This is a genomic window from Hyunsoonleella pacifica, assembly GCF_004310335.1.
GTDB classification, from domain to species: Bacteria; Bacteroidota; Bacteroidia; order Flavobacteriales; family Flavobacteriaceae; genus Jejuia; species Jejuia pacifica.
This window is the reverse complement of record NZ_SIRS01000006.1, coordinates 1-22,694: the sequence shown is the minus strand read 5'-3', so window position 1 is coordinate 22,694 and position 22,694 is coordinate 1. Positions and strand designations below refer to the sequence as shown.

Below are 22,694 nucleotides of genomic sequence, written 5' to 3'. Positions count from 1 at the left end.
TTTCTTCGTTTTAATTGTTATTTGGTTGCGCGGTTTATAAGTTTGAAGAAATACAAATAAACCCTTTGGCCAAATCCCAATGTTGTTAATTTATTATTTAGAATATAATTCGACGATAAATTGCTCGTTGATATTTTCTGGAATTTGGATTCTTGCAGGAACAGAAACATAAGTACCAGACTTAGTATCGTTATTCCAAGTAATCCATTCGTATACGTGACTTGAATTTGATAATGATCTATCGATAGCTTCAAGCGATTTTGATTTCTCTCTTACAGCTACAACATCTCCTGCCTTTAACTGGTATGAAGGAATATTAACAATTTCTCCATTTACAGTTATATGTCTGTGAGATACTAATTGACGTGCTCCACTTCTTGAAGGAGAAACACCCATTCTGTAAACCACGTTATCTAAACGAGATTCACAAAGTTGTAGTAAAACCTCACCTGTAATACCTTGAGCTGCTCTTGCTTTTTTAAACAAACCTCTAAACTGACGCTCTAAAATACCATAAGTATATTTTGCTTTTTGCTTTTCAGCTAGTTGAATAGCATACTCAGATTTTTTACCACGTCTTCTATTGTTTCCGTGTTGCCCTGGAGGGTAATTTCTTTTCTCAAAAGATTTATCTTCTCCGAAGATAGCTTCGCCGAATTTACGAGCGATTTTTGTTTTTGGACCAGTATATCTTGCCATTTTTAATTGTTTTTGAGAGTAGTTATGAATTAAGGTCTAAATCTTATCCTTCGATAACCGTAATATCTCTCGTTGATACTTGTTAATTTTTTCGGTGTGCAAATTTATGTAAAAAATTAATACCATCTGACAAACAGATGATATTAATTTTCCATTTAAAACACTTTAAATAAAGTGATTAAACTCTTCTACGCTTTGGTGGACGACAACCATTGTGTGGTAGTGGTGTTACATCGATAATTTCGGTAACCTCAATACCTGCATTGTGAATTGAACGAATAGCAGATTCTCTACCATTTCCAGGACCTTTTACGTATACCTTTACCTTTTTCAATCCAGCTTCTAATGCTACACCAGAAGCATCTTCAGCAGCTAATTGAGCTGCATAAGGTGTGTTTTTCTTAGATCCTCTAAATCCCATTTTTCCAGCAGAAGACCATGAGATAACATCTCCCTTCTTATTGGTTAATGATATGATGATGTTATTAAAAGAAGCTGATACGTGTGCCTCTCCAACTGCATCTACTATTACTTTACGTTTTTTAGTACTTGACTTTGCCATATTGTTTTGTTCTAGTTGTTAGCTTTAGTTGTTAGAATCCTAAACCTCTCGATTTCGAACAGATTCATCTAACGTCTATACACTAATGACTAATGCCTTTAATTATTATTTAGTTGCTTTTTTCTTGTTAGCAACAGTTTTTCTTCTACCTTTTCTAGTTCTAGAGTTGTTTTTAGTACGTTGCCCTCTTAAAGGAAGACCTGCTCTATGACGAATACCTCTGTAACAACCTATATCCATTAAACGTTTAATGTTTAATTGTGTTTCAGAACGTAACTCACCTTCAATGGTATAAGTTCCAACAGCCTCACGGATAGCTCCGATTTCATCATCTGTCCAATCTTGTACTTTAGTGTTTTCGTCAACTTTAGCTGTAGCTAAAATTTCTTTTGCTCTACTTTTACCTACTCCGTAGATATAGGTTAAAGAAATAGCGCCTCTTTTTTGTTTTGGTATATCTACACCTGCAATTCTTGCCATATTGTTTTTAGTTTCTAGTAGTTAGTTTTTAGTTGTTAGAATCCTAAACCTTTCGATTTCGAACAGATTCATCTAACGTCTAAAGACTAATGACTCATTGTCTAAATTAACCTTGTCTTTGTTTAAATCTAGGATTCTTTTTGTTTATCACGTAAAGTCTACCTTTTCTACGCACAATCTTACAATCTGCGCTTCTCTTTTTAACTGATGCTCTTACTTTCATCGTATTAGTATCTATAAGTTATACGAGCCTTAGTTAAATCATAAGGACTCATTTCTAATTTTACTTTGTCTCCTGGTAATAATTTTATATAGTGCATACGCATCTTACCAGAAATATGTGCTGTCACAATGTGACCATTTTCTAATTCAACACGAAACATTGCATTTGATAATGCCTCTATAATTGTTCCATCTTGTTCTATTGCTGCTTGTTTTGCCATATTCTAGTTTTAAGTTCTTAGTCTTTAGTTGTTAGAACTATATTACTTTAAAATGTTATTTGAGTTTTATCTTCTAATATCTAATGACTAACTACTATCGTCTAAATTTATGCTACTGCTTTTCTGTTTTTACCTGTTTTCATCAAGCCATCATAGTGTCTATTCAACAAATAAGAATTTATTTGCTGCATAGTGTCAATTGCAACTCCAACCATAATTAATAATGATGTTCCTCCAAAAAACAATGCCCAACCTTGAGTAACGTTCATTAGTTTAACAATAAATGCAGGAAATATTGCTATTAATGCTAAAAATATAGAACCAGGTAAGGTAATTTGAGACATTATTTTATCAAGATATTCCGAAGTTTCAGAGCCTGGACGAATACCTGGAATAAAACCACCACTACGTTTTAAATCATCTGCCATTTTATTAGTAGGTACCGTAATCGCAGTATAGAAATATGTAAATATTATAATCAATATTGCGAAAATCAAATTATACCAAAACCCAAAGATGTCAGAAAAATTTGTTTGCATCCACAAACCTGCTGCAGTATCTTTCATAAAAGAAGATCTACCAATTAATCCAGGAACAAACATAATCGCTTGTGCAAAAATAATTGGCATTACACCAGATGCATTCAACTTTAAAGGAATATATTGTCTAGATCCACCAGCTGCAGCTTTTTCATATCCGCCAGAAGCGGTACGTCTTGCATATTGCACAGCAATTTTTCTAACTGCCATTACTAACATAATTGAAGCTAATATGATAACAAACCAAACTACAAGTTCAATTAATATCATAATTAAACCACCATTAGATTCTGTTACTCTAGCAGCATATTCTTGAACAAATGACTGTGGTAAAGTAGCAATGATTCCTACCATAATTAAAAGCGAAATACCATTACCAATACCTTTATCTGTAATCTTCTCCCCTAACCACATGGCAAAAATACATCCAGTTACCAAAATGATTACTGAAGAGAAATAAAATAAACCACCTGTTCCTAATAAGAATGCTGATTGAGGAATTCCTAATGCTGGTAAACTAGCTAAATATCCTGGTGCTTGTAACAAACAAATAGCTATAGTTAACCACCGCGTAATTTGTGTGATTTTCTTTTGTCCACTAGCGCCTTCCTTTTGCAGCTTTTGTAAATAAGGAATAGCAATACCCATTAACTGTACAACAATAGAAGCCGAAATGTAAGGCATAATACCAAGTGCAAAAACCGAAGCATTAGCAAAAGCTCCACCTGTAAAGGCGTTAAGTAATCCTAATAAACCTCCATCAGTACTTTCCGCTAAACCACCCAATTGTGATGCGTCAATACCTGGTAATACAACTTGGGCACCAAATCGATAAACCAATAACAGACTCAAGGTAACTATGATTCTGTTTCTTAGTTCTTCAATTTTCCAAACATTTTTTATTGATTCTATAAATTTCATACGTTAATGTGATCTTATAAAGTTATCGCCTCTCCACCTGCAGCTTCGATTGCTGCTTTAGCTGAAGCAGAAAACTTATGAGCTGATACTTTTAATTTGGCTTTTATTTCTCCTCTTCCTAATATTTTAACTAGATCATTTTTCCCAGCTAATCTATTTGAAAATAGTGTTTCGAAATCTACTGTATCTTTTACTTTCTTATCATCTACTAACGCTTGTAATGTATCTAAGTTTATGGCTTGATACTCTACGCGGTTAATATTTGTAAAACCAAACTTAGGTACACGCCTCTGTAATGGCATTTGACCACCTTCAAATCCTAATTTCTTAGAATATCCTGAACGTGATTTTGCTCCTTTGTGACCACGTGTTGCCGTACCACCTTTACCTGAACCTTGTCCGCGACCTACTCGCTTGCCTTGTGTTTTTACCGATCCTTTTGCCGGTTGTAAGTTACTTAAATTCATTTTTTAGTGTATATTTTAAGCTTCTTCTACAGAAACTAAATGTGAAACTTTTGCTACCATACCAAGAATGTTTGGTGTAGCCTCATGCTCTTTTACTTGTCCAATCCTTTTAAGACCTAAAGCTTCTAAAGTTCTTTTTTGTCTTTGCGTACGATTGATAGCGCTTTTAACCTTTGTTACTTTAATTTTTCCCATTTTAATAGTTTTTAGTTGTTAGTCTTTAGTTGTTAGAACTCAAATTCTATATTCACATCGAATTTCTATCGTCTAAATACTAATTACTAAAGTCTTATTTATGCGTTAAAAACTTTTTCAAGTGAAATACCTCTGTCCTTAGCAATAGCATTTGCATCTCTTAATTGTAATAAAGCATCAAAAGTTGCTTTTACCACATTATGAGGATTAGAAGATCCTTGAGATTTTGATAATACATCGTGTACACCAACTGCTTCAAGAACTGTTCTAACAGCACCACCAGCAATAACACCGGTACCAGGAGCTGCAGGAATAATATTTACTCTTGCACCACCATATTTACCTTTTTGTTCATGAGGTAACGTTCCTTTTCTGATAGGAATACGTACTAGGTTTTTCTTAGCATCTTCAACAGCTTTTGCGATTGCACTAGCTACATCTTTAGACTTTCCTAAACCTTGACCTACAACACCAGCTTCATCACCAACAACTACAATTGCTGAAAAACCAAATGCTCTACCTCCTTTTGTTACTTTGGTAACTCTTTGCACACCAACTAAACGATCTTTAAGATCTAATCCACCTGGTTTTACTAATTCTGCGCTTTTATATTTTTGATACATAATTTCTTAGAATTTAAGTCCGCCTTCTCTAGCGCCTTCAGCTAATGATTTTACTCTTCCATGGTACAAATATCCTCCTCTATCAAAAGAAATAGTTTCAATACCTGCCTTTAACGCTTTTTCAGCAATAGATTTTCCAACTAAAGTCGCAACCTCAGTTTTGTTCCCTTTTGCTTTAGCGATATCCTTATCTCTAGAAGATGCAGCGCTTAAGGTTTTACCTGAAACGTCATCAACTATTTGAGCATAGATCTCTTTATTACTTCTATAAACAGCTAACCTTGGTTTTGCCTCTGTACCAGAAACCACCTTACGTATTCTGTTTTTAATCCTTAATCTTCTTTGATTCTTTGTCAATGCCATAACTCAATTATTAAGCTGATTTACCTGCTTTTCTTCTTAATTCTTCACCAACAAACTTGATTCCTTTTCCTTTGTAAGGTTCTGGCTTACGGAAACCACGAATCTTAGCAGCTACTTGTCCAACTAATTGTTTGTCGTGAGACGTTAGTTTTACGATTGGATTTTTACCTTTTTCAGAAATAGTTTCTATTTTTACTTCTGGTGCAATACTCATAACAATGTTATGAGAAAAACCTAAAGCTAAATCTAATTTCTGACCTTGGTTTGATGCTCTATAACCTACACCTACCAACTCTAGTTCTTTAGTCCAACCTTTAGATACACCTTCAATCATATTATTGATAAGTGATCTATATAAGCCATGTTTAGCTTTGTGTTCTTTAGTCTCTGCAGAACGCGCAACTGAAACATTACCTTCTTCAACGTTGATATCTACGGTATCAAAATTTTGAGTTAGTTCTCCTAATTTTCCTTTTACCGTAATTACGTTGTCTTTTACTTCTACTGTAACTCCTTCTGGAATTGCAACTGGGTTATTTCCTATTCTACTCATCTCTTTCTCTCCCTTTTATTAGTAAACGTAACATAATACTTCACCACCTACATTATCTCTATGAGCTTGTTTACCAGTCATTACACCATGAGATGTAGAAACAATTGCAATACCAAGACCGTTAAGTACTCTAGGTAGTTCTTTAGCACCAGCATACTTACGTAACCCTGGTGTACTAATACGTTGAATTTTCTTGATTACAGGTTCTTTGGTTTCTTTGTTGTACTTAAGTGCAATTTTAATCGTACCTTGTACAGTTGAATCGTCGAACTTGTAACTTAAAATATATCCTTGTTCGAATAATATTTTAGTGATGTCTTTCTTCAAGTTAGATGCAGGAATCTCTACCACTCTGTGATTAGCTCTAATTGCATTTCTAACTCTCGTAAGATAATCCGCTATTGGATCTGAATACATATTTATTAATTTGCGATAATGGTTTTCAAAACTGTCCTTCAGTTTTAAACCTTCTATCAATTTATAATTCTTTTTTTACCAGCTAGCCTTTTTAACTCCTGGGATTAACCCTTGGTTAGCCATTTCTCTAAAAGTAACACGAGAAATTCCAAATTGTCTCATGTATCCTTTAGGTCTTCCTGTAAGCTTACATCTATTATGTTGGCGAATTGGAGACGCATTTTTAGGCAACTTTTGTAATGCTTCGTAATCTCCAGCTTCTTTTAAAGCTTTTCTTTTCTCAGCATATTTAGCTACTGTTTTAGCTCTTTTTACCTCGCGGGCTTTCATTGATTCTTTAGCCATAACTTTAGTTCTTTTTAAAAGGTACTCCTAATTCAGTTAATAATGATTTTGCTTCTTTATCAGTTTCAGCAGAAGTTACAAATGTAATATCCATACCTGAGATTTTATTCACTTTATCAATATTAATCTCTGGGAAGATAATTTGTTCAGTAACCCCTAAATTATAGTTACCTCTTCCATCAAAACCTGTGGCTTTAATTCCACTAAAATCTCTAACACGTGGAAGTGCAGAAGTTACTAAACGGTCTAAAAACTCATACATTCTCTCGCCACGTAAAGTTACTTTTGCACCAATTGGCATTCCTTTACGTAATTTAAAAGATGCAACATCTTTTTTAGACATTGTAGCTATAGCTTTTTGTCCAGATATAGTCGTTAACTCTTCCACAGCGTGGTCTATTAACTTCTTGTCTGCAACTGCTGCCCCTACACCTTTAGATATTACTATCTTTTGTAGTTTAGGAACCTGCATTACATTTTTATATCCAAATTCGTCTGTAAGAGCTGCAATTACTCTGCTTTTATACTCTTCTTTAAGTCTTGGTAAATATCCCATAACTATATTACTTCATTAGATTTTACTGAAAATCTCACTTTCTTATCACCTTCCATTTTGTATCCTATTCTAGTTGTTTCTCCTTTTGAAGTTAACAATGATAAGTTTGATACGTGGATTGGTGCTTCTTTTTCAACGATGCCACCTTGAGGATTTTGTGCACTTGGTTTAGTATGCTTCTTAACCATGTTTATACCCTCAACTATCGCTTTGTTCTTCTCTATTAATACTTGTTGTACCTTACCTTCAGATCCTTTGTGATCTCCAGCAATTACTTTTACAGTATCTCCAGTTTTTATTTTAAGCTTTCCCATCTTAAATTTTCTGTATTAAAGCACTTCAGGTGCTAATGATACAATTTTCATGAATTGTTTATCACGAAGCTCTCTAGCAACAGGTCCAAATACACGTGTACCTCTCATCTCACCCGTTGGGTTTAATAATACACAAGCATTATCGTCGAATCTAATATAAGATCCATCAGGACGTCTTACTTCTTTTACAGTACGTACAACCACTGCTGTAGAAACTGCTCCCTTTTTAATGTTTCCATTAGGAGTAGCATCTTTTACAGAAACAACAATTTTGTCTCCTACAGAAGCGTATCTTCTTTTAGTACCACCTAGTACGCGGATAGTCAAAACTTCCTTTGCACCAGTGTTATCAGCTACTTTTAATCTTGATTCTTGTTGTACCATAATTACTTAGCTCTTTCAATTATTTCAACTAATCTCCAACATTTAGATTTACTCATAGGTCTAGTTTCCATGATTCTAACAGTATCTCCTTCGTTGCAGTCATTTTGCTCGTCGTGTGCTACGTACTTTTTTGTTTTAAGTACGAACTTACCATACATAGGATGCTTTACTTTCTTTACCTCAGAAACCACAATAGATTTCTGCATTTTGTTACTTGTAACAACTCCTATACGTTCTTTTCTTAAATTTCTTGTTTCCATTTTCAGCAGAATTATTGTGAATCTCTTTTAGTTAATTCAGTAGCAATTCTAGCTACAGTTCTTCTTAGAGAGCGTAACTGAATTGGGTTTTCTAAAGGAGATATTGCATGAGACAATTTAAGGTCTGAATAACTCTTTTTAGTTTCACCAAGCTTTTCTTGTAACTCAGCTACAGATAATTCTTTAATTTCTGATTGTTTCATCATCTTAAATTATTATGCTTCGTAATCTCTAGCAATTATAAACTTAGTTTTCACTGGTAATTTTTGGGCTGCCAAACGTAATGCTTCTTTAGCAACGTCTAAAGGCACACCTCCTACCTCAAATAAAACACGCCCTGGTTTTACCACAGCTGCCCAATATTCAACGGCACCTTTACCTTTACCCATACGTACTTCAAGAGGCTTTTTTGTGATAGGCTTGTCTGGAAAAATTTTTATCCAAAGTTGCCCTTCTCTTTTCATGTAACGTGTAGCGGCAATACGAGCAGCTTCTATTTGACGCGATGTTAAAAAGTTCGAGTCTAATGATTTTATACCAAAAGTTCCACTTGAAAGTTGGTGCCCTCTACCGGCATTTCCCTTCATGCGTCCTTTTTGCTGTTTACGAAATTTTGTTCTTTTAGGCTGTAACATTTTTTGCTTTCTTTAAAAAATTACTTTCTACGACGAGGTCCTTTATTTCCACCACGTCCACCTTTTCCTTTTTGCTTAGATAAACCAACTAAAGGAGAAAGCTCTCTTTTACCATATACTTCACCTTTCATGATCCATACTTTTACACCTAATCTACCATAGGTAGTGTGTGCTTCTACTAAAGCATAATCAATATCGGCTCTAAAAGTTGACAAAGGAATACGTCCTTCTTTATAGTGCTCACTACGTGCCATCTCAGCACCATTTAAACGACCACTAATTTGGATTTTAATTCCTTCAGCATTCATACGCATTGTAGCAGCGATAGCCATTTTTATTGCACGACGGTAAGAGATACGATTCTCAATTTGTCTTGCAATACTTGATGCTACTAAAAATGCATCCAGTTCAGGTCTTTTAATCTCAAAGATATTGATCTGAACTTCTTTTCCAGTAATCTTTTTAAGCTCTTCTTTTAACTTGTCTACCTCTTGACCACCTTTCCCGATAATGATACCAGGGCGAGCAGTAGTGATAGTAACGGTTACAAGCTTTAAAGTTCTTTCAATAATTACTCTACTTACACTAGCTTTAGATAAACGCGCGTGAACGTATTTTCTAATCTTATCGTCTTCGGCAAGTTTATCACCATAATCGTTTCCTCCGTACCAGTTAGATTCCCATCCTCTGATAATTCCTAAGCGATTTCCGATTGGATTTGTCTTTTGTCCCATACTTCTATCTTAACTTTGTGTGTTATTGTTAGCACCAACCACTAATGTTACGTGATTTGAGCGTTTTCTAATTCTGTGTGCACGACCTTGAGGTGCTGGACGCAATCTCTTTAACATAGATCCGCTATCTACTTTAATCTCCTTAACAAATAATTCCGCTGATTCAACATCGGCATCTTCATTCTTAGCTTGCCAGTTAGCTATAGCTGATAATAACAGCTTTTCTAATCGACCAGATGCTTCTTTATTGTTAAACTTTAAGATATTAAGTGCTTTATCTACCTTTTCGCCTCTCACTAAATCGGCTACTAAACGCATTTTTCTTGGTGACGTAGGACAGTTATTAAGCTTAGCAAAAGCAACATGCTTTTTTGCTTCCTTAATAGCGTCTGCCATTTCTTTTTTACGACTTCCCATAGCTTACTACTTTTTACCTTTGTTTTTAGCACCTGCATGCCCACGGAATGAACGTGTTGGTGAAAATTCTCCTAATTTATGACCTACCATGTTTTCAGTTACGTAAACTGGTACAAATTGACGGCCATTATGCACTGCTATAGTTTGCCCAACAAAATCTGGAGTAATCATACTAGCTCTAGACCAAGTTTTGATTACAGTTTTCTTGTTAGCTTCAACATTTGCAGCTACTTTCTTTTCTAGTTTATAATGAACGTAAGGTCCTTTTTTTAATGATCTTGCCATGTCTTATTTCTTTCTACGTTCTACAATATATTTATTACTCGCTTTTGTTTTAGAACGGGTTCTATAACCTTTTGCAGGTATACCATTTCTAGAACGTGGGTGTCCACCTGAAGCACGACCTTCACCACCACCCATTGGGTGATCTACTGGGTTCATTCTAACAGGGTTTGTACGTGGTCTTCTACCTAACCATCTTGTTCTACCTGCTTTACCTCCAACGATTAACTGATGATCCGAATTAGAAACAACTCCAATAGTAGCCATACAGGTAATTAATACTAAACGTGTTTCTCCTGAAGGCAACTTAACAGTAGCAAACTTACCGTCTCTTGCCATTAATTGAGCAAAAGCACCAGCACTACGTGCCATAACAGCACCTTGTCCAGGACGTAACTCTACACAAGAAATAATTGTACCTAGTGGAATTTCACTTAACGGCATTGCATTCCCTATTTCTGGAGCAATACCTGAAGCACCAGACACCACATTTTGCCCAACTTGTAATCCATTTTGGGCAATGATATAACGCTTCTCTCCATCTTGATAGTTCAACAGAGCGATAAACGCAGTTCTGTTTGGATCGTATTGAATAGATTTAACTTCAGCTGGAATTCCTGCCTTGTCTCTCTTAAAGTCGATAATACGATACTTCTTTTTATGACCTCCACCTATATAGCGCATGGTCATTTTTCCTTGACTGTTTCTACCACCAGACCTTTTTTTCGGAGCTAATAAACTTTTCTCCGGCTTATCAGTAGTTATGGCGTCATACCCATTTACTACTCTAAAACGCTGTCCTGGTGTGATTGGTTTTAATTTTCTTACTGACATTCTAATTACATATTAGCATATAAATCAATCATCTCACCTTCCGCCAGTTGTACAATTGCTTTTTTAACAGCATTTGTTTTACCATGTTGTATACCAGTTTTTGTGTACTTGGTACTACGATCTGGACGGACATTTATAGTACGAACTTTTTCAACAGAAACACCATAAGCAGCTTCTACTGCTTTTTTGATTTCTACCTTGTTCGCCTTTGTGTTCACTGCGAACCAATAGCAATTTTTTAACTCGCTATCTGCTGTCGCTTTTTCTGTGATTATAGGTTTAATTAAGATACTCATCTGTTTCTTATTTACTTAAGTTTGATTCAATTCCTTCTAAAGCACCTTCTAAAAGCACTACTTGATTTGCATTTAAAATCTTGTAAGTACTTAACTCTGAATTAGTTATTACTTCAGAACTTTTTAAATTGCGCGATGACAAATATACGTTATTATTTGACCCACCCAACACAAACAAAGTTTTTTTGTTTTCAAGCTCTAAAGCCTTTAAAACTGCAGTGAAGTTTTTCGTTTTAGGAGCATCAAAATTGAAGTCTTCTAAAACTGTAATTGCTTTTTCATTTGCTTTGATACTTAAAGCAGATTTACGAGCCAAACGCTTAACGTTTTTGTTTAATTTGAAACCATAGTTTCTTGGTCTTGGACCAAACATACGACCACCACCTTTAAACACACCACTCTTAATACTACCTGCTCTTGCAGTACCAGTTCCTTTTTGTTTTTTAATCTTACGTGTAGACCCAGCAATCTCTCCTCTTTCTTTAGATTTGTGAGTACCTTGTCTTTGGTTTGCTAAATATTGTTTAACATCCAAATATACCGCATGATTATTAGGTTCAATAGCAAACACATCTTTAGAAAGGTCTGCCTTTCTACCAGTGTCTTTTCCGTTTATATCTAAAACTGCTACTTTCATTACTTTTGAATTGTTACATAAGCGTTTTTGTGTCCAGGCACACACCCTTTAACAACAAGTAAGTTCTTTTCAGGAACTACTTTTAAAACTCTTAAATTTTGAACTTTCACTTTTTCACCACCCATTCTTCCGGCCATTTTCATGCCTTTGAATACACGTGCAGGATAAGATGCAGCTCCAATAGAACCTGGTGCTCTTAACCGGTTATGTTGACCGTGAGTAGCTTGACCTACACCACCAAAACCGTGACGTTTTACAACACCTTGAAATCCTTTACCTTTTGACGTTCCAGAGACATCCACAAACTCACCTTCTGCAAAGTGCTCTACAGTGATAGCATCTCCTAATTTGTACTCCTCATCAAAACCTTTGAATTCAACGACCTTGCGTTTTACAGAAGTACCCGCTTTTTTAGCATGACCTAAGTCTGCTTTAGTAGCGCTTTTTTCTGTCGCGTCATCGAAACCAAGTTGGATAGCTTCATATCCATCAACTTCCTCAGTTCTGACTTGGGTAACGATACATGGTCCAGCTTCGATTACTGTACAAGGAATATTCTTCCCATTTTCATCAAAGATGCTGGTCATACCGACTTTTTTTCCAATTAACCCAGACATATTTATTTATTATTAATTATTACTATTTCGTTGAAATCTAATTCAACACTCTTATTAAAAATTTCAGGGACAAAATACCTTTCGTCCCTGAAATGTATTTATCCGTTTTTCTCGCGACCGCATCGGTGAGACATTTTAATTTCTTATTATGAGATCCCGAAACAAGTTCGGGATTTCGATAAAAGTTTATTAAACTTTTATCTCAACTTCAACACCACTTGGTAATTCAAGTTTCATCAAGGCATCTATTGTTTTAGATGATGACGAGTAGATATCTAATAATCTCTTATAAGAAGATAATTGAAACTGCTCTCTTGATTTCTTGTTTACGTGTGGAGAACGCAATACAGTGAAAATTTTCTTGTGCGTTGGTAATGGAATTGGCCCCGTTACTACAGCTCCAGTACTTTTTACTGTTTTCACAATCTTATCAGCAGATTTATCTACTAAATTGTGATCGTAAGACTTAAGTTTTATTCTGATTTTTTGACTCATTTTCTTAAATTTTAAGCTTCAACGCCTTTAGCTGCTTTAATTACTTCCTCTGAAATATTAGAAGGAGTTTCAGCATAGTGTGAAAATTCCATTGTAGATGTTGCACGACCTGATGACAATGTTCTTAATGTAGTTACATAACCAAACATTTCAGATAATGGCACAGTAGCTTTTACAGTTTTTGCACCAGCTCTATCTCCCATGTCACTTACTTGACCTCTTCTTCTATTTAAATCTCCTACAATGTCACCCATGTTTTCTTCAGGAGTAATTACCTCAAGCTTCATGATTGGCTCCATAATTACAGCTTTTGCAGCTTTTGCAGCAGCTTTAAATCCTAATTTTGCAGCTAGTTCGAATGATAATTGATCAGAATCCACATCGTGATATGAACCATCAGTTAATGTTACTTTCATCGCATCAACTTCATAACCAGCTAATGGACCATTTACCATTGCCATTTTAAATCCTTTCTCAACAGAAGGCACAAATTCCTTAGGAACGTTACCACCTTTAATTTCAGAAACGAAATCTAAACCAACTTTTCCTTCTTCAGCAGGCTCTAATGTAAATACAATATCAGCGAATTTACCACGTCCACCAGATTGCTTCTTGTAAACTTCTCTGTGTTCAGCACGCATTGTAATTGCTTCTTTGTACTCTACTTGTGGTTGTCCTTGGTTTACTTCAACCTTAAACTCTCGCTTTAGACGGTCCACAATAATATCTAAGTGAAGCTCACCCATTCCAGAAATAATTGTTTGTCCTGAAGCCTCATCTGTTCTAGCAGTGAATGTTGGATCCTCCTCAGATAACTTAGCTAAAGCCATACCTAATTTATCCACATCTGCCTTAGTTTTAGGCTCAACAGCAATACCGATTACTGGATCTGGAAAATCCATTGATTCTAATACAATAGGATTCTTTTCATCAGACATAGTGTCCCCAGTCTTGATATCTTTAAATCCTACAGCAGCACCTATATCTCCAGCTTCAATAAAATCGATTGCATTTTGTTTATTAGAATGCATTTGGTATATACGAGATATACGCTCTTTTTTACCTGAGCGATTGTTCAATATGTATGAACCAGCATCTAAACGACCTGAATACGCTCTAAAGAATGCTAAACGACCAACAAAAGGATCGGTAGCAATTTTAAATGCTAAAGCCGAAAACGGATCTTTTGCATCTGGTCTACGCACAGCTTCCTCACCAGTATCTGGATTTGTCCCTACAATATTATCTCTATCTGTTGGAGACGGTAGGTATCGACAAACAGCATCTAATAAAAACTGCACACCTTTATTTTTGAAAGCAGAACCACAGATCATTGGAATGATAGCCATATCCATCACAGCAGCTCTAAGTGCGGCGTGCACTTCTTCTTCTGTAATAGAATCTTCATCTTCCATAAACTTCTCTAAAAGGTTTTCATCATAAGTGGCAACCTCTTCAATTAATAGAGCTCTATATTTCTTTGCTTCTTCTTTTAAATCTTCTGGAATTTCGATAACATCAAAAGTTGCTCCTTGTGTTTCATCATGCCATACAATGGCACGGTTTTTCACTAAATCGATAATTCCTTTAAAATCCGCCTCATCTCCAATGTTCAATACTATTGGAACAGCATTAGATTTTAACATATCTTTTACTTGCTGGCAAACACCTAAAAAGTTAGATCCTTGACGGTCCATTTTATTAACAAAACCAATTCTAGGTACTTTGTAGTTATCAGCAAGTCTCCAATTAGTTTCAGATTGTGGCTCTACACCATCTACCGCACTAAACAAGAACACTAAACCATCAAGAACACGTAAAGAACGATTTACTTCAACCGTAAAATCCACGTGACCTGGAGTATCGATAATATTAAAATGATATCCTTTAGTTTCAGAAGTTGGCTGCCCGTTTTCAATTGGAAATTTCCATTCACAAGTAGTAGCCGCAGAAGTAATTGTAATACCTCTCTCCTGCTCTTGCTCCATCCAGTCCATAGTTGCAGCACCATCATGCACCTCACCTATTTTATGAGAAACACCCGTATAATAAAGAATACGCTCGGTAGTTGTTGTTTTTCCTGCGTCAATGTGCGCAGCAATACCTATATTTCTTGTATATTTTAAATCTCTTGCCATTTCTTAAAATCTAAAGTGAGAGAATGCTTTGTTTGCTTCTGCCATTTTATGCGTATCAACTCTTTTCTTAACCGCAGCTCCTTCTTCTTTAGCTGCTGCTAAGATTTCTGAAGCTAAACGTTGCGCCATTGATTTTTCATTACGCTTTCTAGCATAACCGATTAACCATTTCATAGCTGTTGAAACTTTTCTATCTGGTCGAATTTGCATTGGAATCTGGAATGTTGCACCACCAACACGACGACTACGCACTTCTACGTGAGGCATCACATTACCTAAAGCATCTTTCCATATTTCTAATCCTGATTTTTCTTCATCAGTTTTTTTAGCCTCTACAATATCAATTGCATCATAGAATACTTTAAAAGCTACAGACTTCTTACCGTCCCACATCATGTTATTCACAAAACGCGTTACCAACTGATCGTTAAATCTTGGATCTGGTAAAAGTGGTCTTTTTTTCGCTGCTCTTTTTCTCATGTCTTCTTCTTAAAGTTTAATTACTTTTTAGGGCGTTTGGCACCGTACTTAGATCTACGTTGGGTTCTTCCAGCAACACCTGCTGTATCTAAAGCCCCACGAACAACGTGATATCTAACACCTGGTAAATCTTTTACCCTTCCACCTCTAACCAATACTATCGAGTGCTCTTGTAAATTATGTCCTTCGCCACCGATGTATGCATTAACCTCGTTTCCGTTAGTTAAACGTACCCTTGCCACCTTACGCATTGCTGAGTTTGGTTTTTTAGGAGTAGTTGTGTAAACACGAGTACATACACCACGTCTTTGCGGACAAGAATCCAAAGCAGCCGATTTACTCTTCTTGGTTATTTTGGCTCTTCCTTTTCTTACTAATTGTGAAATTGTTGGCATATATTTCTATATAAATTTTATTAACCTCTATTTAGAGGCGTGCAAAGGTAGAAATTAAAATCAATTATTCAAACCCTAATTCATTAATTTTGAATACTTTTTGAAATTAAATTTTTAGAGCATATTAAAAGTGTTCTTTTTCCGTTAGATTTACACTTAAATCCACAGAAATTAACGTGCATAAATCTTTATTTTACGTCCTTTTTATATACACACTTTTTTCTTCTGAAATATTTAGTCAAAATTTACGGTTAAATATATCTGGTATAAATGATGTAGAAACAAAAATAATTGATTCACTTGGTTACAATCAAAGGCATCAAAATTTCACTTCAATTAAAACAGAGGTCGATTCGCTAAGAAAATACCTAAATGTTATTGGTTACATTGAAAACCAGTTAGTAAAAATCAAAAAGGAAAACGATTCCGTTTTTAAAGCCAAACTATATTTAAAACAAAAATTCAATACCATATACATATACTATTCTCAAAATGATATAAAGACTTCTCTTCTCAATTCAATTTCAGAAGATGTTACTGACAATTATTTCAGTATTAACATATCAGCAATTGAAAATAGTCTTAATTTTTTGAATTCTGAACTAGCAAATTATGGAGATCCTTTTTCAAAATTGAAACTTTCAAATATTAAAAAAAAAGACAGTATTAATTTAAAAGCCGATTTAATTGTTAGTGCAAATAAAATAAAGAGAACGATTGATGACATTAAAATTGTTGGATATGAAAGGTTTCCGAAATCTTTTCTCAAACACTATCTCAAATTAAAACCTTCACAAGTTTTTGATTTAGCAAACATTGAAAAAAAAACCGAACAATTAAACAACCTAAGATTTGCAAACCAAGTAAAGTCGCCTGAAATTTTATTTCAAGAGGATTCTACTTCACTATATATATATGTAGAAAAATCAAAAAGCAATACTTTTGATGGTTTTTTGGGTTTTGGCACCAATGACGAAACCAATAAATTGGAATTTGACGGATTTCTCAATTTAAAATTAGTCAACAACTTAAACTATGGAGAAACATTTAGCTTATTATATAAAAGTGACGAAATAGACCAAGACACTTTTGATGCCAGCCTAGAACTCCCTTATTTATTTAACTCTCCAATAGGTCTTGATTTAAATCTTAGAATATTTAAAAAGGACTCCTCCTTTACAACTGTTGATCAAAAAGCAAGAATTAATTATCAAATTAATGCATTACATAAAGTATCTACTGGAATCTCTAGTATAGAATCAAGAAATCTTCGGTCTGATACTTCAATAATTTCTTTACAGGATTACACTTCTAATTATTTTACAATTTCTTACGAGTTTTTAAAACCACAATTTCGGAATCGACTATTTCCTATCAAATCCAACTTTTATTTAGAAACCAATTTTGGCAGTAGAACATCATCTAATATTAAAACCGAGCAATCATTAATAACACTTAAAGCATTTAACAATTTTAAACTCAATCGAAAAAATAGCATATACCTTAATATTGATGCTTCTAACCTTATATCTGACAATTATTTTGAAAACGAATTATTACGGTTTGGAGGCATAAATTCTATTAGAGGTTTTGAAGAAAACAGTTTGTTCGCATCTTTATTTGGTGTTTTAAATACAGAATACAGATATCGACTTAGTAATTCTATATATCTACATTCGATTACAGATTTTGCCTATTTTGAAAATAAAACTTCCAATTTAAAAGAAAAACTATTTGGTTTTGGTTTTGGTTTTGGCATTCTTACAAATTCTGGCTTGCTCAAATTCAATTACGCTAACGGTAAAACCGAGAATCAAACCTTTAAATTATCAAATTCTAAGATTCACATTAGTTTAGTTGCCCAATTTTGATAAATTAAAAACTCTAGACACACTAATAAATCAATTAAAAACCTAACTATAATACATTTAAGACACTGAATAACAAATATTACACATAAAAACACGCTAAATTACTCTGCATGCATAATTAAATAATAAGCAAATAAAAGAATTTATAGTAAATCTTAAAATTTGATAAATTTAATTGTAACAATTTGTTTATTTATTGAAAAAAACACAATCAATTTCGAACTAAATCTCAAATTTTAACCAAATTTTATTGTTTAATTAACTTTATTTTATGATTTTTGACATGACTAATTCAAATAATTATAAAATGAAAACAAAGTTTAGTGGAATTCTAACGCTATTGTTGGCGTTTGTCGTGCAACTATCTTTTGCACAAGAAAAGACAATTTCAGGTACTGTTTCCGACGAAAGCGGTTTACCTTTACCTGGCACTACTGTCTTAGTAAAAGGTACATCTAATGGTACCTCTACAGATTTCGATGGAAAGTATTTAATTAAAGCAAATCAAGGAGCTACTTTAATTTTTAGTTTCGTTGGTTATGCCAATAAGGAAGTATCTGTAGGAAGTTCAAATACAATAAACGTGGTTATGAGCGAAGATGCCTCAGCACTTGAAGAAGTTGTTGTTGTTGCTTATGGAACACAAACCAGAGAGGCAATTGTAGGTGCTGTTGATGTTATTGACGCCGAAATAATTGAAAATCAACAAGTAACATCACCTCTAAGAGCATTACAAGGTACAGTTGCGGGTGTAAACATAATTACTGCTGGTGGACAACCTGGACAAAACCCTAATATTCGAATTAGAGGATTTGGTAGTTTTAATGATCAACTTGGTAACCGAAATTTTGACACTGGTGGGTTTGCAAGTTCTAATGCCCCATTAATAATTCTAGATGGTGCACCTTTTAGTGGAAATTTAAATACAATAAGCCAAGACCAAATTGAGTCTATGTCTGTTTTGAAAGATGCTTCTGCAGCTTCATTATACGGTTCAAGGGCCGCAAATGGTGTAATCATTATCACTACTAAAAGAGGTAAAAAAAATACAGGTGCTGAAGTCACTATAAGATCTCAATATGGTTTCTCTAATCCTTCTGTTGGTATACATGATTTAGTTAACTCTGAAGATTACTTAAAATTACTGTGGACTTCATTAAGAAACGACAATCTTTATGGACTAGGTCAATCTGACGCTGAGGCCTCAGCAAATGCAAGTGCTGCTTTGATACCAACAATTGGTTACAATCCTTACAGTGTTAACACTCCTATAGACGCCAATGGCAATTTAGTTGCTGGTGCTAACTTACTATGGAATACGAGTTGGGAAGATGTTACGTTAAGAAGAGATGTTCCTAGGATAAATCATAACTTAAGTGTTTCTGGTGGTGGTGAGAATACTAATTACTTCTTTTCTTTTGATTATCTAAATGAAGATGGTCCTGTCATCAAATCAGATTTTGAAAGAATAGCTACTAGAGCTGCGATGGATACTCAAATTGGTGATTGGTTAAAAACAGGTATAACATTAAGTTATTCACGATCTAATTCTAATAATCCAGATCAAACATCAGGCAGTACTACGCAAGCCATTTCATGGTTATACAATAACAGTAGTGTCTATCCTATTTATGTAAGAGACGCTAATGGTAACTTGATTTTGGATGATAATGGAGAATTGATTTTCGACTTAGGTAACGGAAATGGCAGACCAATAGGGCAGCCTATAAACTTTACGAGACCAGGAATTGTAGGCGAAAATATCTTAGCTTCAATACAGCTAGGCACTGAGAACAGAATACGTACAAATTTACTAAGTTCTGCGTATGCTGAAATTTCATTCTTAGATAATTTTAGATTCAGATCTACACTTAATTATGAAAACTATGTATTTGATAGTCATTCTTTTGATGACGATCTAATTGGAGCGGCTTCTAATGTACAAGGACGAGTGGGTAAACGAAGAAATGTTACCACAGGATTAAATGCCATACAAGCTTTAAATTATTCCAACACCTTTGGAAATCACTCTTTATCTGTAGATGCAATTTATGAAGCTAATACCAATACTACAGATTTCTTTAGAGCTTCCTCTACTGGTTTTCTACCTGGTCAAGAAGAATTTGGTAACGGCACAGTTGCCGAAAGTTTTGGTGGTTTTAGATCCGAAAGACGCATTACAAGTATACTAGGAAGAGTCTCTTACAATTTCGCAAGAAAGTATTTTCTAGAAGGTAGTTACCGTCAGGATAAAACATCTCAATTAGAAGAAGAATTTAGAACTGGTGATTTTTTCTCTATAGGTGGTTCATGGGTCATTACTAATGAAGCCTTTATGGAAAATGTAGATTGGGTAAATAATTTAAAGTTACGTGCTTCTACTGGTGAGGTAGGTAATATTAATATACCTGGAGGTTTTTTCCCTACTAGTTTCTTATTTGGAGGAGCTAACTTTGGAGGTGTAACCATATCACCTGTTGAAGGTTTTCCTAGTAACTTACCTGATGGAACTTTACCTGATCCAGCGACGCAATGGGAAACTACAAAGTCTACTAATTTTGGTTTAGATTTTACCCTTTTTAAAGGAGTACTTAGTGGATCAGTTGAATATTTTGACAATCAAAGTGAAGCGCTTATTCAGGCTATTACTAACACACCTTCTTCTGGAGTTCCAACACTTAGAGCAAATGCAGGTACCATTAGTAATACTGGTTGGGAGGTTAGTCTAAATAGCAATATCATCAGTACAGATAAAATACAATGGAGTATTGGAGGTAATGTATCCATTTTGAAAAATGAAATCAAGGAGATTTCACCTTTCACTGATGAATTGATACAAGGCTCCAAACGTTGGGTTCCAGGTGCATCAATATTTGAATTTTTCGTAAGAGATTGGGCAGGAGTTGATCCAGCAACAGGAGATGCACTTTGGTATATTGACGTACTTGACGATGATGGGGAAGTAACTGGAAGAGATGTAACAAATGATTATGATGTTGCAACGCGTTACCAAACAGGAAAAGAATCACTACCAGATGTACAAGGTGGATTCAACACTTCTTTTAGATTCAAACAGTTTGACTTAAATGCCCTTTTCAATTTTAGTGTAGGTGCATATGTTTATGATACGGATTATACTGGATTATTAAATCCCGCAGTAGGAGGGTCCGCTCATCCAGATAATTTTAAAGCCTGGTCGCAACCTGGTGATGTTACAGATTTTCCACGTTTAACACAAGCTCAGAACAGTTTTACATTCAGATCTACAAGATGGTTATTTAAGAACGATTATTTGCGTTTAAAAGCTTTAACTGTTGGATACAACTTGCCTGGAGATGTTTTAGATAGAATAGGCTTTAAACAGGTTAGATTATACATGCAAGCAGATAATTTAATCACATGGCAATCCCATACAGGTATCGATCCTGAGCAAGCTTTTAATGGACTTACTAATAACAGATCTCCTTTACAAAGAACATTGACATTCGGTGCACTTGTTAAATTCTAAAAATAAAAGTTATGAAAGATATAAATATTAAGAAATTTTGGAAGTTACCATTAAAGATGATATTAATGGCAATACTTCTTATTAGTTTAAACTCTTGTAGTGAAGAGTTTGTTGATGAGCCTAGAGACACCTCGGGTGTTAATGATGTTACAATATTTTCTAATAAAGATAATGCTCAAACCTTTATCAATGGTATATTAGCTAACTACAAAGGACAATATAGAACGGTTGATGTTGGTGGATTATACGCCATGTATTATGCAAGAGCTGTTAAAGGAGATGATATTATCCAAGCGATATCTTGGTATCGTTTTGATTACGGACATGAAAATAGAGAACCAGCCTTTAGACGTACTAATTTTTCGTGGGATTTTAATTATGAAAATATAAATTTCGCCAATACTTTAATTACTGGTGTTCAAAACAGTCCCACACTAAGTGAAAATGATAAAAAAGAATTAATTGCTAAGGGGAAGTTCTTTAGAGGATTTCACTTATTTGAGTTATTACTAGAATTTTGCCCAAATTATAATAATAATCGAGATTTAGTTAGAATACCTATATATACTCAAGCAACCTCATTAGAAAATGCCAGAGGAAATCCACCTGTACCTATGAGTGAAGCGTATAATCAAGTTATTCAGGATTTAGAAGATGCCATAGCCGATTTACCAGACACACGATTAGGAAAAAGCTTTGTAAACAAAGCTGTTGCACAAGCTGTATTAACACGTGTGTTATCTGTTACTCAAGATGATTGGGATAGTGTATCATCATTAGCTAGAGCTGCCTATGGCGGTAATGCTTCTGATGCTGTACAATCTACAAACTGGGGCAATGGTTTTAGTGATATGACAGATCAAGAATGGCTTTGGGCACTATTTCAAAATGGGTCTGATGAGACGAATTTCTTTTGGGGACATGCAGCTCCTATGATGGATCACCTAACACTTAGCTATAATGCAACCTATTTTGATCCAGATTTTGTGGATCAATTCTCAGATACAGATGCTCGTAAATTATTCTTCGACATCTATGGTGTTTCCGCAAGTGAGCCATGGAGAGAATTTGTTTCTACAAAATATGCATTTACATTCTCCTCAGACATACCTATTATCAGAAAATCAGAGATGGTATTATTTGATGCAGAGGCACAATATCAATTAGGTAATACTACAGGGGCACAGGATTTACTCTTTGCGCTACAATCTGCAAGAGATCCTAATGCTGTTAA

General features: G+C 34.7%; 33 protein-coding genes. 3 read left to right on the top strand and 30 right to left on the bottom strand.

Translation table 11 applies throughout. The features are described from left to right. Window positions 1–93: 93 nt before the first annotated feature. The 30 genes from rpsD to rpsL all read right to left on the bottom strand — a co-directional run bounded on the left by rpsD (window position 94) and on the right by rpsL (window position 16,081). Entirely contained in the window at window positions 94–699 is a 606-nt protein-coding gene (rpsD, locus tag EYD46_RS14540) for a 30S ribosomal protein S4 (RefSeq protein ID WP_130937904.1), read from the bottom strand. 178 nt (window positions 700–877) lie between these two features. Next, window positions 878–1,261, bottom strand: a complete 384-nt coding sequence (gene rpsK, locus EYD46_RS14535; protein WP_130937903.1) for a 30S ribosomal protein S11 — start codon at window positions 1,259–1,261, stop codon at window positions 878–880. Between the two features lie 105 nt (window positions 1,262–1,366). Beyond that, complete coding sequence (gene rpsM, locus EYD46_RS14530; RefSeq protein WP_130937902.1) at window positions 1,367–1,741, bottom strand: 30S ribosomal protein S13; 375 nt, start codon at window positions 1,739–1,741, stop codon at window positions 1,367–1,369. Window positions 1,742–1,847: 106 nt separating this feature from the next. Beyond that, window positions 1,848–1,964, bottom strand: coding sequence for a type B 50S ribosomal protein L36 (gene ykgO / locus EYD46_RS14525; RefSeq protein WP_013305171.1), 117 nt, complete (start codon window positions 1,962–1,964; stop codon window positions 1,848–1,850). 4 nt (window positions 1,965–1,968) lie between these two features. Continuing rightward, entirely contained in the window at window positions 1,969–2,184 is a 216-nt protein-coding gene (infA, locus tag EYD46_RS14520; RefSeq protein ID WP_007094967.1) for a translation initiation factor IF-1, read from the bottom strand. A 107-nt stretch (window positions 2,185–2,291) separates the two neighbouring features. Continuing rightward, a complete protein-coding gene (gene secY, locus EYD46_RS14515) occupies window positions 2,292–3,644 on the bottom strand; it encodes a preprotein translocase subunit SecY (protein ID WP_130937901.1) in 1,353 nt (450 codons plus the stop codon). A gap of 14 nt (window positions 3,645–3,658) precedes the next feature. Continuing rightward, the gene (gene rplO, locus EYD46_RS14510; protein ID WP_130937900.1) at window positions 3,659–4,111 is read right to left on the bottom strand and encodes a 50S ribosomal protein L15; all 453 of its coding nucleotides are present in this window, start codon (window positions 4,109–4,111) and stop codon (window positions 3,659–3,661) included. 15 nt (window positions 4,112–4,126) lie between these two features. After that, window positions 4,127–4,306, bottom strand: coding sequence for a 50S ribosomal protein L30 (rpmD, locus tag EYD46_RS14505; protein WP_130937899.1), 180 nt, complete (start codon window positions 4,304–4,306; stop codon window positions 4,127–4,129). A 98-nt stretch (window positions 4,307–4,404) separates the two neighbouring features. Next, entirely contained in the window at window positions 4,405–4,929 is a 525-nt protein-coding gene (gene rpsE, locus EYD46_RS14500; RefSeq protein ID WP_130937898.1) for a 30S ribosomal protein S5, read from the bottom strand. A gap of 6 nt (window positions 4,930–4,935) precedes the next feature. After that, a complete protein-coding gene (gene rplR, locus EYD46_RS14495) occupies window positions 4,936–5,292 on the bottom strand; it encodes a 50S ribosomal protein L18 (protein ID WP_130937897.1) in 357 nt (118 codons plus the stop codon). A 10-nt stretch (window positions 5,293–5,302) separates the two neighbouring features. After that, on the bottom strand, window positions 5,303–5,845 hold the full coding sequence (rplF, locus tag EYD46_RS14490; RefSeq protein ID WP_130937896.1) for a 50S ribosomal protein L6: 543 nt from the start codon (window positions 5,843–5,845) through the stop codon (window positions 5,303–5,305). An 18-nt stretch (window positions 5,846–5,863) separates the two neighbouring features. Next, on the bottom strand, window positions 5,864–6,262 hold the full coding sequence (gene rpsH, locus EYD46_RS14485; RefSeq protein ID WP_130938146.1) for a 30S ribosomal protein S8: 399 nt from the start codon (window positions 6,260–6,262) through the stop codon (window positions 5,864–5,866). 75 nt (window positions 6,263–6,337) lie between these two features. Beyond that, entirely contained in the window at window positions 6,338–6,607 is a 270-nt protein-coding gene (gene rpsN, locus EYD46_RS14480) for a 30S ribosomal protein S14 (RefSeq protein ID WP_130937895.1), read from the bottom strand. A 4-nt stretch (window positions 6,608–6,611) separates the two neighbouring features. Continuing rightward, window positions 6,612–7,163, bottom strand: a complete 552-nt coding sequence (gene rplE, locus EYD46_RS14475; RefSeq protein WP_130937894.1) for a 50S ribosomal protein L5 — start codon at window positions 7,161–7,163, stop codon at window positions 6,612–6,614. 2 nt (window positions 7,164–7,165) lie between these two features. Further along, window positions 7,166–7,477, bottom strand: a complete 312-nt coding sequence (rplX, locus tag EYD46_RS14470) for a 50S ribosomal protein L24 (RefSeq protein ID WP_130937893.1) — start codon at window positions 7,475–7,477, stop codon at window positions 7,166–7,168. Between the two features lie 15 nt (window positions 7,478–7,492). After that, window positions 7,493–7,861 (bottom strand): 50S ribosomal protein L14, encoded by a 369-nt coding sequence (rplN, locus tag EYD46_RS14465; protein ID WP_130937892.1) that lies wholly within the window; start codon window positions 7,859–7,861, stop codon window positions 7,493–7,495. 2 nt (window positions 7,862–7,863) lie between these two features. Beyond that, window positions 7,864–8,121, bottom strand: a complete 258-nt coding sequence (gene rpsQ, locus EYD46_RS14460) for a 30S ribosomal protein S17 (protein WP_130937891.1) — start codon at window positions 8,119–8,121, stop codon at window positions 7,864–7,866. A gap of 11 nt (window positions 8,122–8,132) precedes the next feature. Further along, entirely contained in the window at window positions 8,133–8,324 is a 192-nt protein-coding gene (rpmC, locus tag EYD46_RS14455) for a 50S ribosomal protein L29 (protein WP_130938145.1), read from the bottom strand. A gap of 12 nt (window positions 8,325–8,336) precedes the next feature. Continuing rightward, window positions 8,337–8,756, bottom strand: a complete 420-nt coding sequence (gene rplP, locus EYD46_RS14450) for a 50S ribosomal protein L16 (RefSeq protein ID WP_042245202.1) — start codon at window positions 8,754–8,756, stop codon at window positions 8,337–8,339. Between the two features lie 20 nt (window positions 8,757–8,776). Continuing rightward, entirely contained in the window at window positions 8,777–9,490 is a 714-nt protein-coding gene (gene rpsC, locus EYD46_RS14445) for a 30S ribosomal protein S3 (RefSeq protein WP_130937890.1), read from the bottom strand. A gap of 9 nt (window positions 9,491–9,499) precedes the next feature. After that, on the bottom strand, window positions 9,500–9,907 hold the full coding sequence (rplV, locus tag EYD46_RS14440) for a 50S ribosomal protein L22 (protein WP_092579379.1): 408 nt from the start codon (window positions 9,905–9,907) through the stop codon (window positions 9,500–9,502). A gap of 6 nt (window positions 9,908–9,913) precedes the next feature. Continuing rightward, window positions 9,914–10,192, bottom strand: coding sequence for a 30S ribosomal protein S19 (gene rpsS, locus EYD46_RS14435; protein WP_027880209.1), 279 nt, complete (start codon window positions 10,190–10,192; stop codon window positions 9,914–9,916). Window positions 10,193–10,195: 3 nt separating this feature from the next. Further along, window positions 10,196–11,023 carry a 50S ribosomal protein L2 gene (gene rplB, locus EYD46_RS14430; RefSeq protein ID WP_130937889.1) on the bottom strand — a complete coding sequence of 276 codons (828 nt, stop codon included), beginning with the start codon at window positions 11,021–11,023 and terminating at the stop codon, window positions 10,196–10,198. A 5-nt stretch (window positions 11,024–11,028) separates the two neighbouring features. Beyond that, on the bottom strand, window positions 11,029–11,319 hold the full coding sequence (gene rplW / locus EYD46_RS14425) for a 50S ribosomal protein L23 (RefSeq protein WP_092579375.1): 291 nt from the start codon (window positions 11,317–11,319) through the stop codon (window positions 11,029–11,031). A gap of 7 nt (window positions 11,320–11,326) precedes the next feature. Further along, window positions 11,327–11,956 (bottom strand): 50S ribosomal protein L4, encoded by a 630-nt coding sequence (rplD, locus tag EYD46_RS14420; RefSeq protein WP_130937888.1) that lies wholly within the window; start codon window positions 11,954–11,956, stop codon window positions 11,327–11,329. Next, window positions 11,956–12,573 carry a 50S ribosomal protein L3 gene (gene rplC, locus EYD46_RS14415; RefSeq protein WP_130937887.1) on the bottom strand — a complete coding sequence of 206 codons (618 nt, stop codon included), beginning with the start codon at window positions 12,571–12,573 and terminating at the stop codon, window positions 11,956–11,958. The genes rplD and rplC overlap by 1 nt, the downstream gene beginning before the upstream one ends. 189 nt (window positions 12,574–12,762) lie before the next feature. After that, window positions 12,763–13,068: a 30S ribosomal protein S10 gene (gene rpsJ, locus EYD46_RS14410; RefSeq protein WP_007650482.1), complete on the bottom strand. Its 306-nt coding sequence runs from the start codon at window positions 13,066–13,068 to the stop codon at window positions 12,763–12,765. A gap of 11 nt (window positions 13,069–13,079) precedes the next feature. Beyond that, window positions 13,080–15,206, bottom strand: coding sequence for an elongation factor G (gene fusA / locus EYD46_RS14405; protein ID WP_130937886.1), 2,127 nt, complete (start codon window positions 15,204–15,206; stop codon window positions 13,080–13,082). Between the two features lie 3 nt (window positions 15,207–15,209). Next, window positions 15,210–15,686, bottom strand: a complete 477-nt coding sequence (rpsG, locus tag EYD46_RS14400) for a 30S ribosomal protein S7 (RefSeq protein ID WP_130937885.1) — start codon at window positions 15,684–15,686, stop codon at window positions 15,210–15,212. A gap of 20 nt (window positions 15,687–15,706) precedes the next feature. Continuing rightward, window positions 15,707–16,081 (bottom strand): 30S ribosomal protein S12, encoded by a 375-nt coding sequence (gene rpsL / locus EYD46_RS14395; protein ID WP_042245171.1) that lies wholly within the window; start codon window positions 16,079–16,081, stop codon window positions 15,707–15,709. A 176-nt stretch (window positions 16,082–16,257) separates the two neighbouring features. On the opposite strand from rpsL, the gene EYD46_RS14390 reads away from it, so the two are divergent. The 3 genes from EYD46_RS14390 to EYD46_RS14380 form a co-directional block, all read left to right on the top strand. After that, window positions 16,258–17,952 (top strand): POTRA domain-containing protein, encoded by a 1,695-nt coding sequence (locus tag EYD46_RS14390; protein WP_130937884.1) that lies wholly within the window; start codon window positions 16,258–16,260, stop codon window positions 17,950–17,952. Window positions 17,953–18,259: 307 nt separating this feature from the next. Then, the gene (locus EYD46_RS14385; RefSeq protein WP_165454390.1) at window positions 18,260–21,460 is read left to right on the top strand and encodes a SusC/RagA family TonB-linked outer membrane protein; all 3,201 of its coding nucleotides are present in this window, start codon (window positions 18,260–18,262) and stop codon (window positions 21,458–21,460) included. A gap of 11 nt (window positions 21,461–21,471) precedes the next feature. Further along, window positions 21,472–22,694, top strand: a 1,223-nt coding sequence (locus tag EYD46_RS14380) for a RagB/SusD family nutrient uptake outer membrane protein (RefSeq protein WP_130937882.1), incomplete at its 3' end; no start/stop codon positions are given.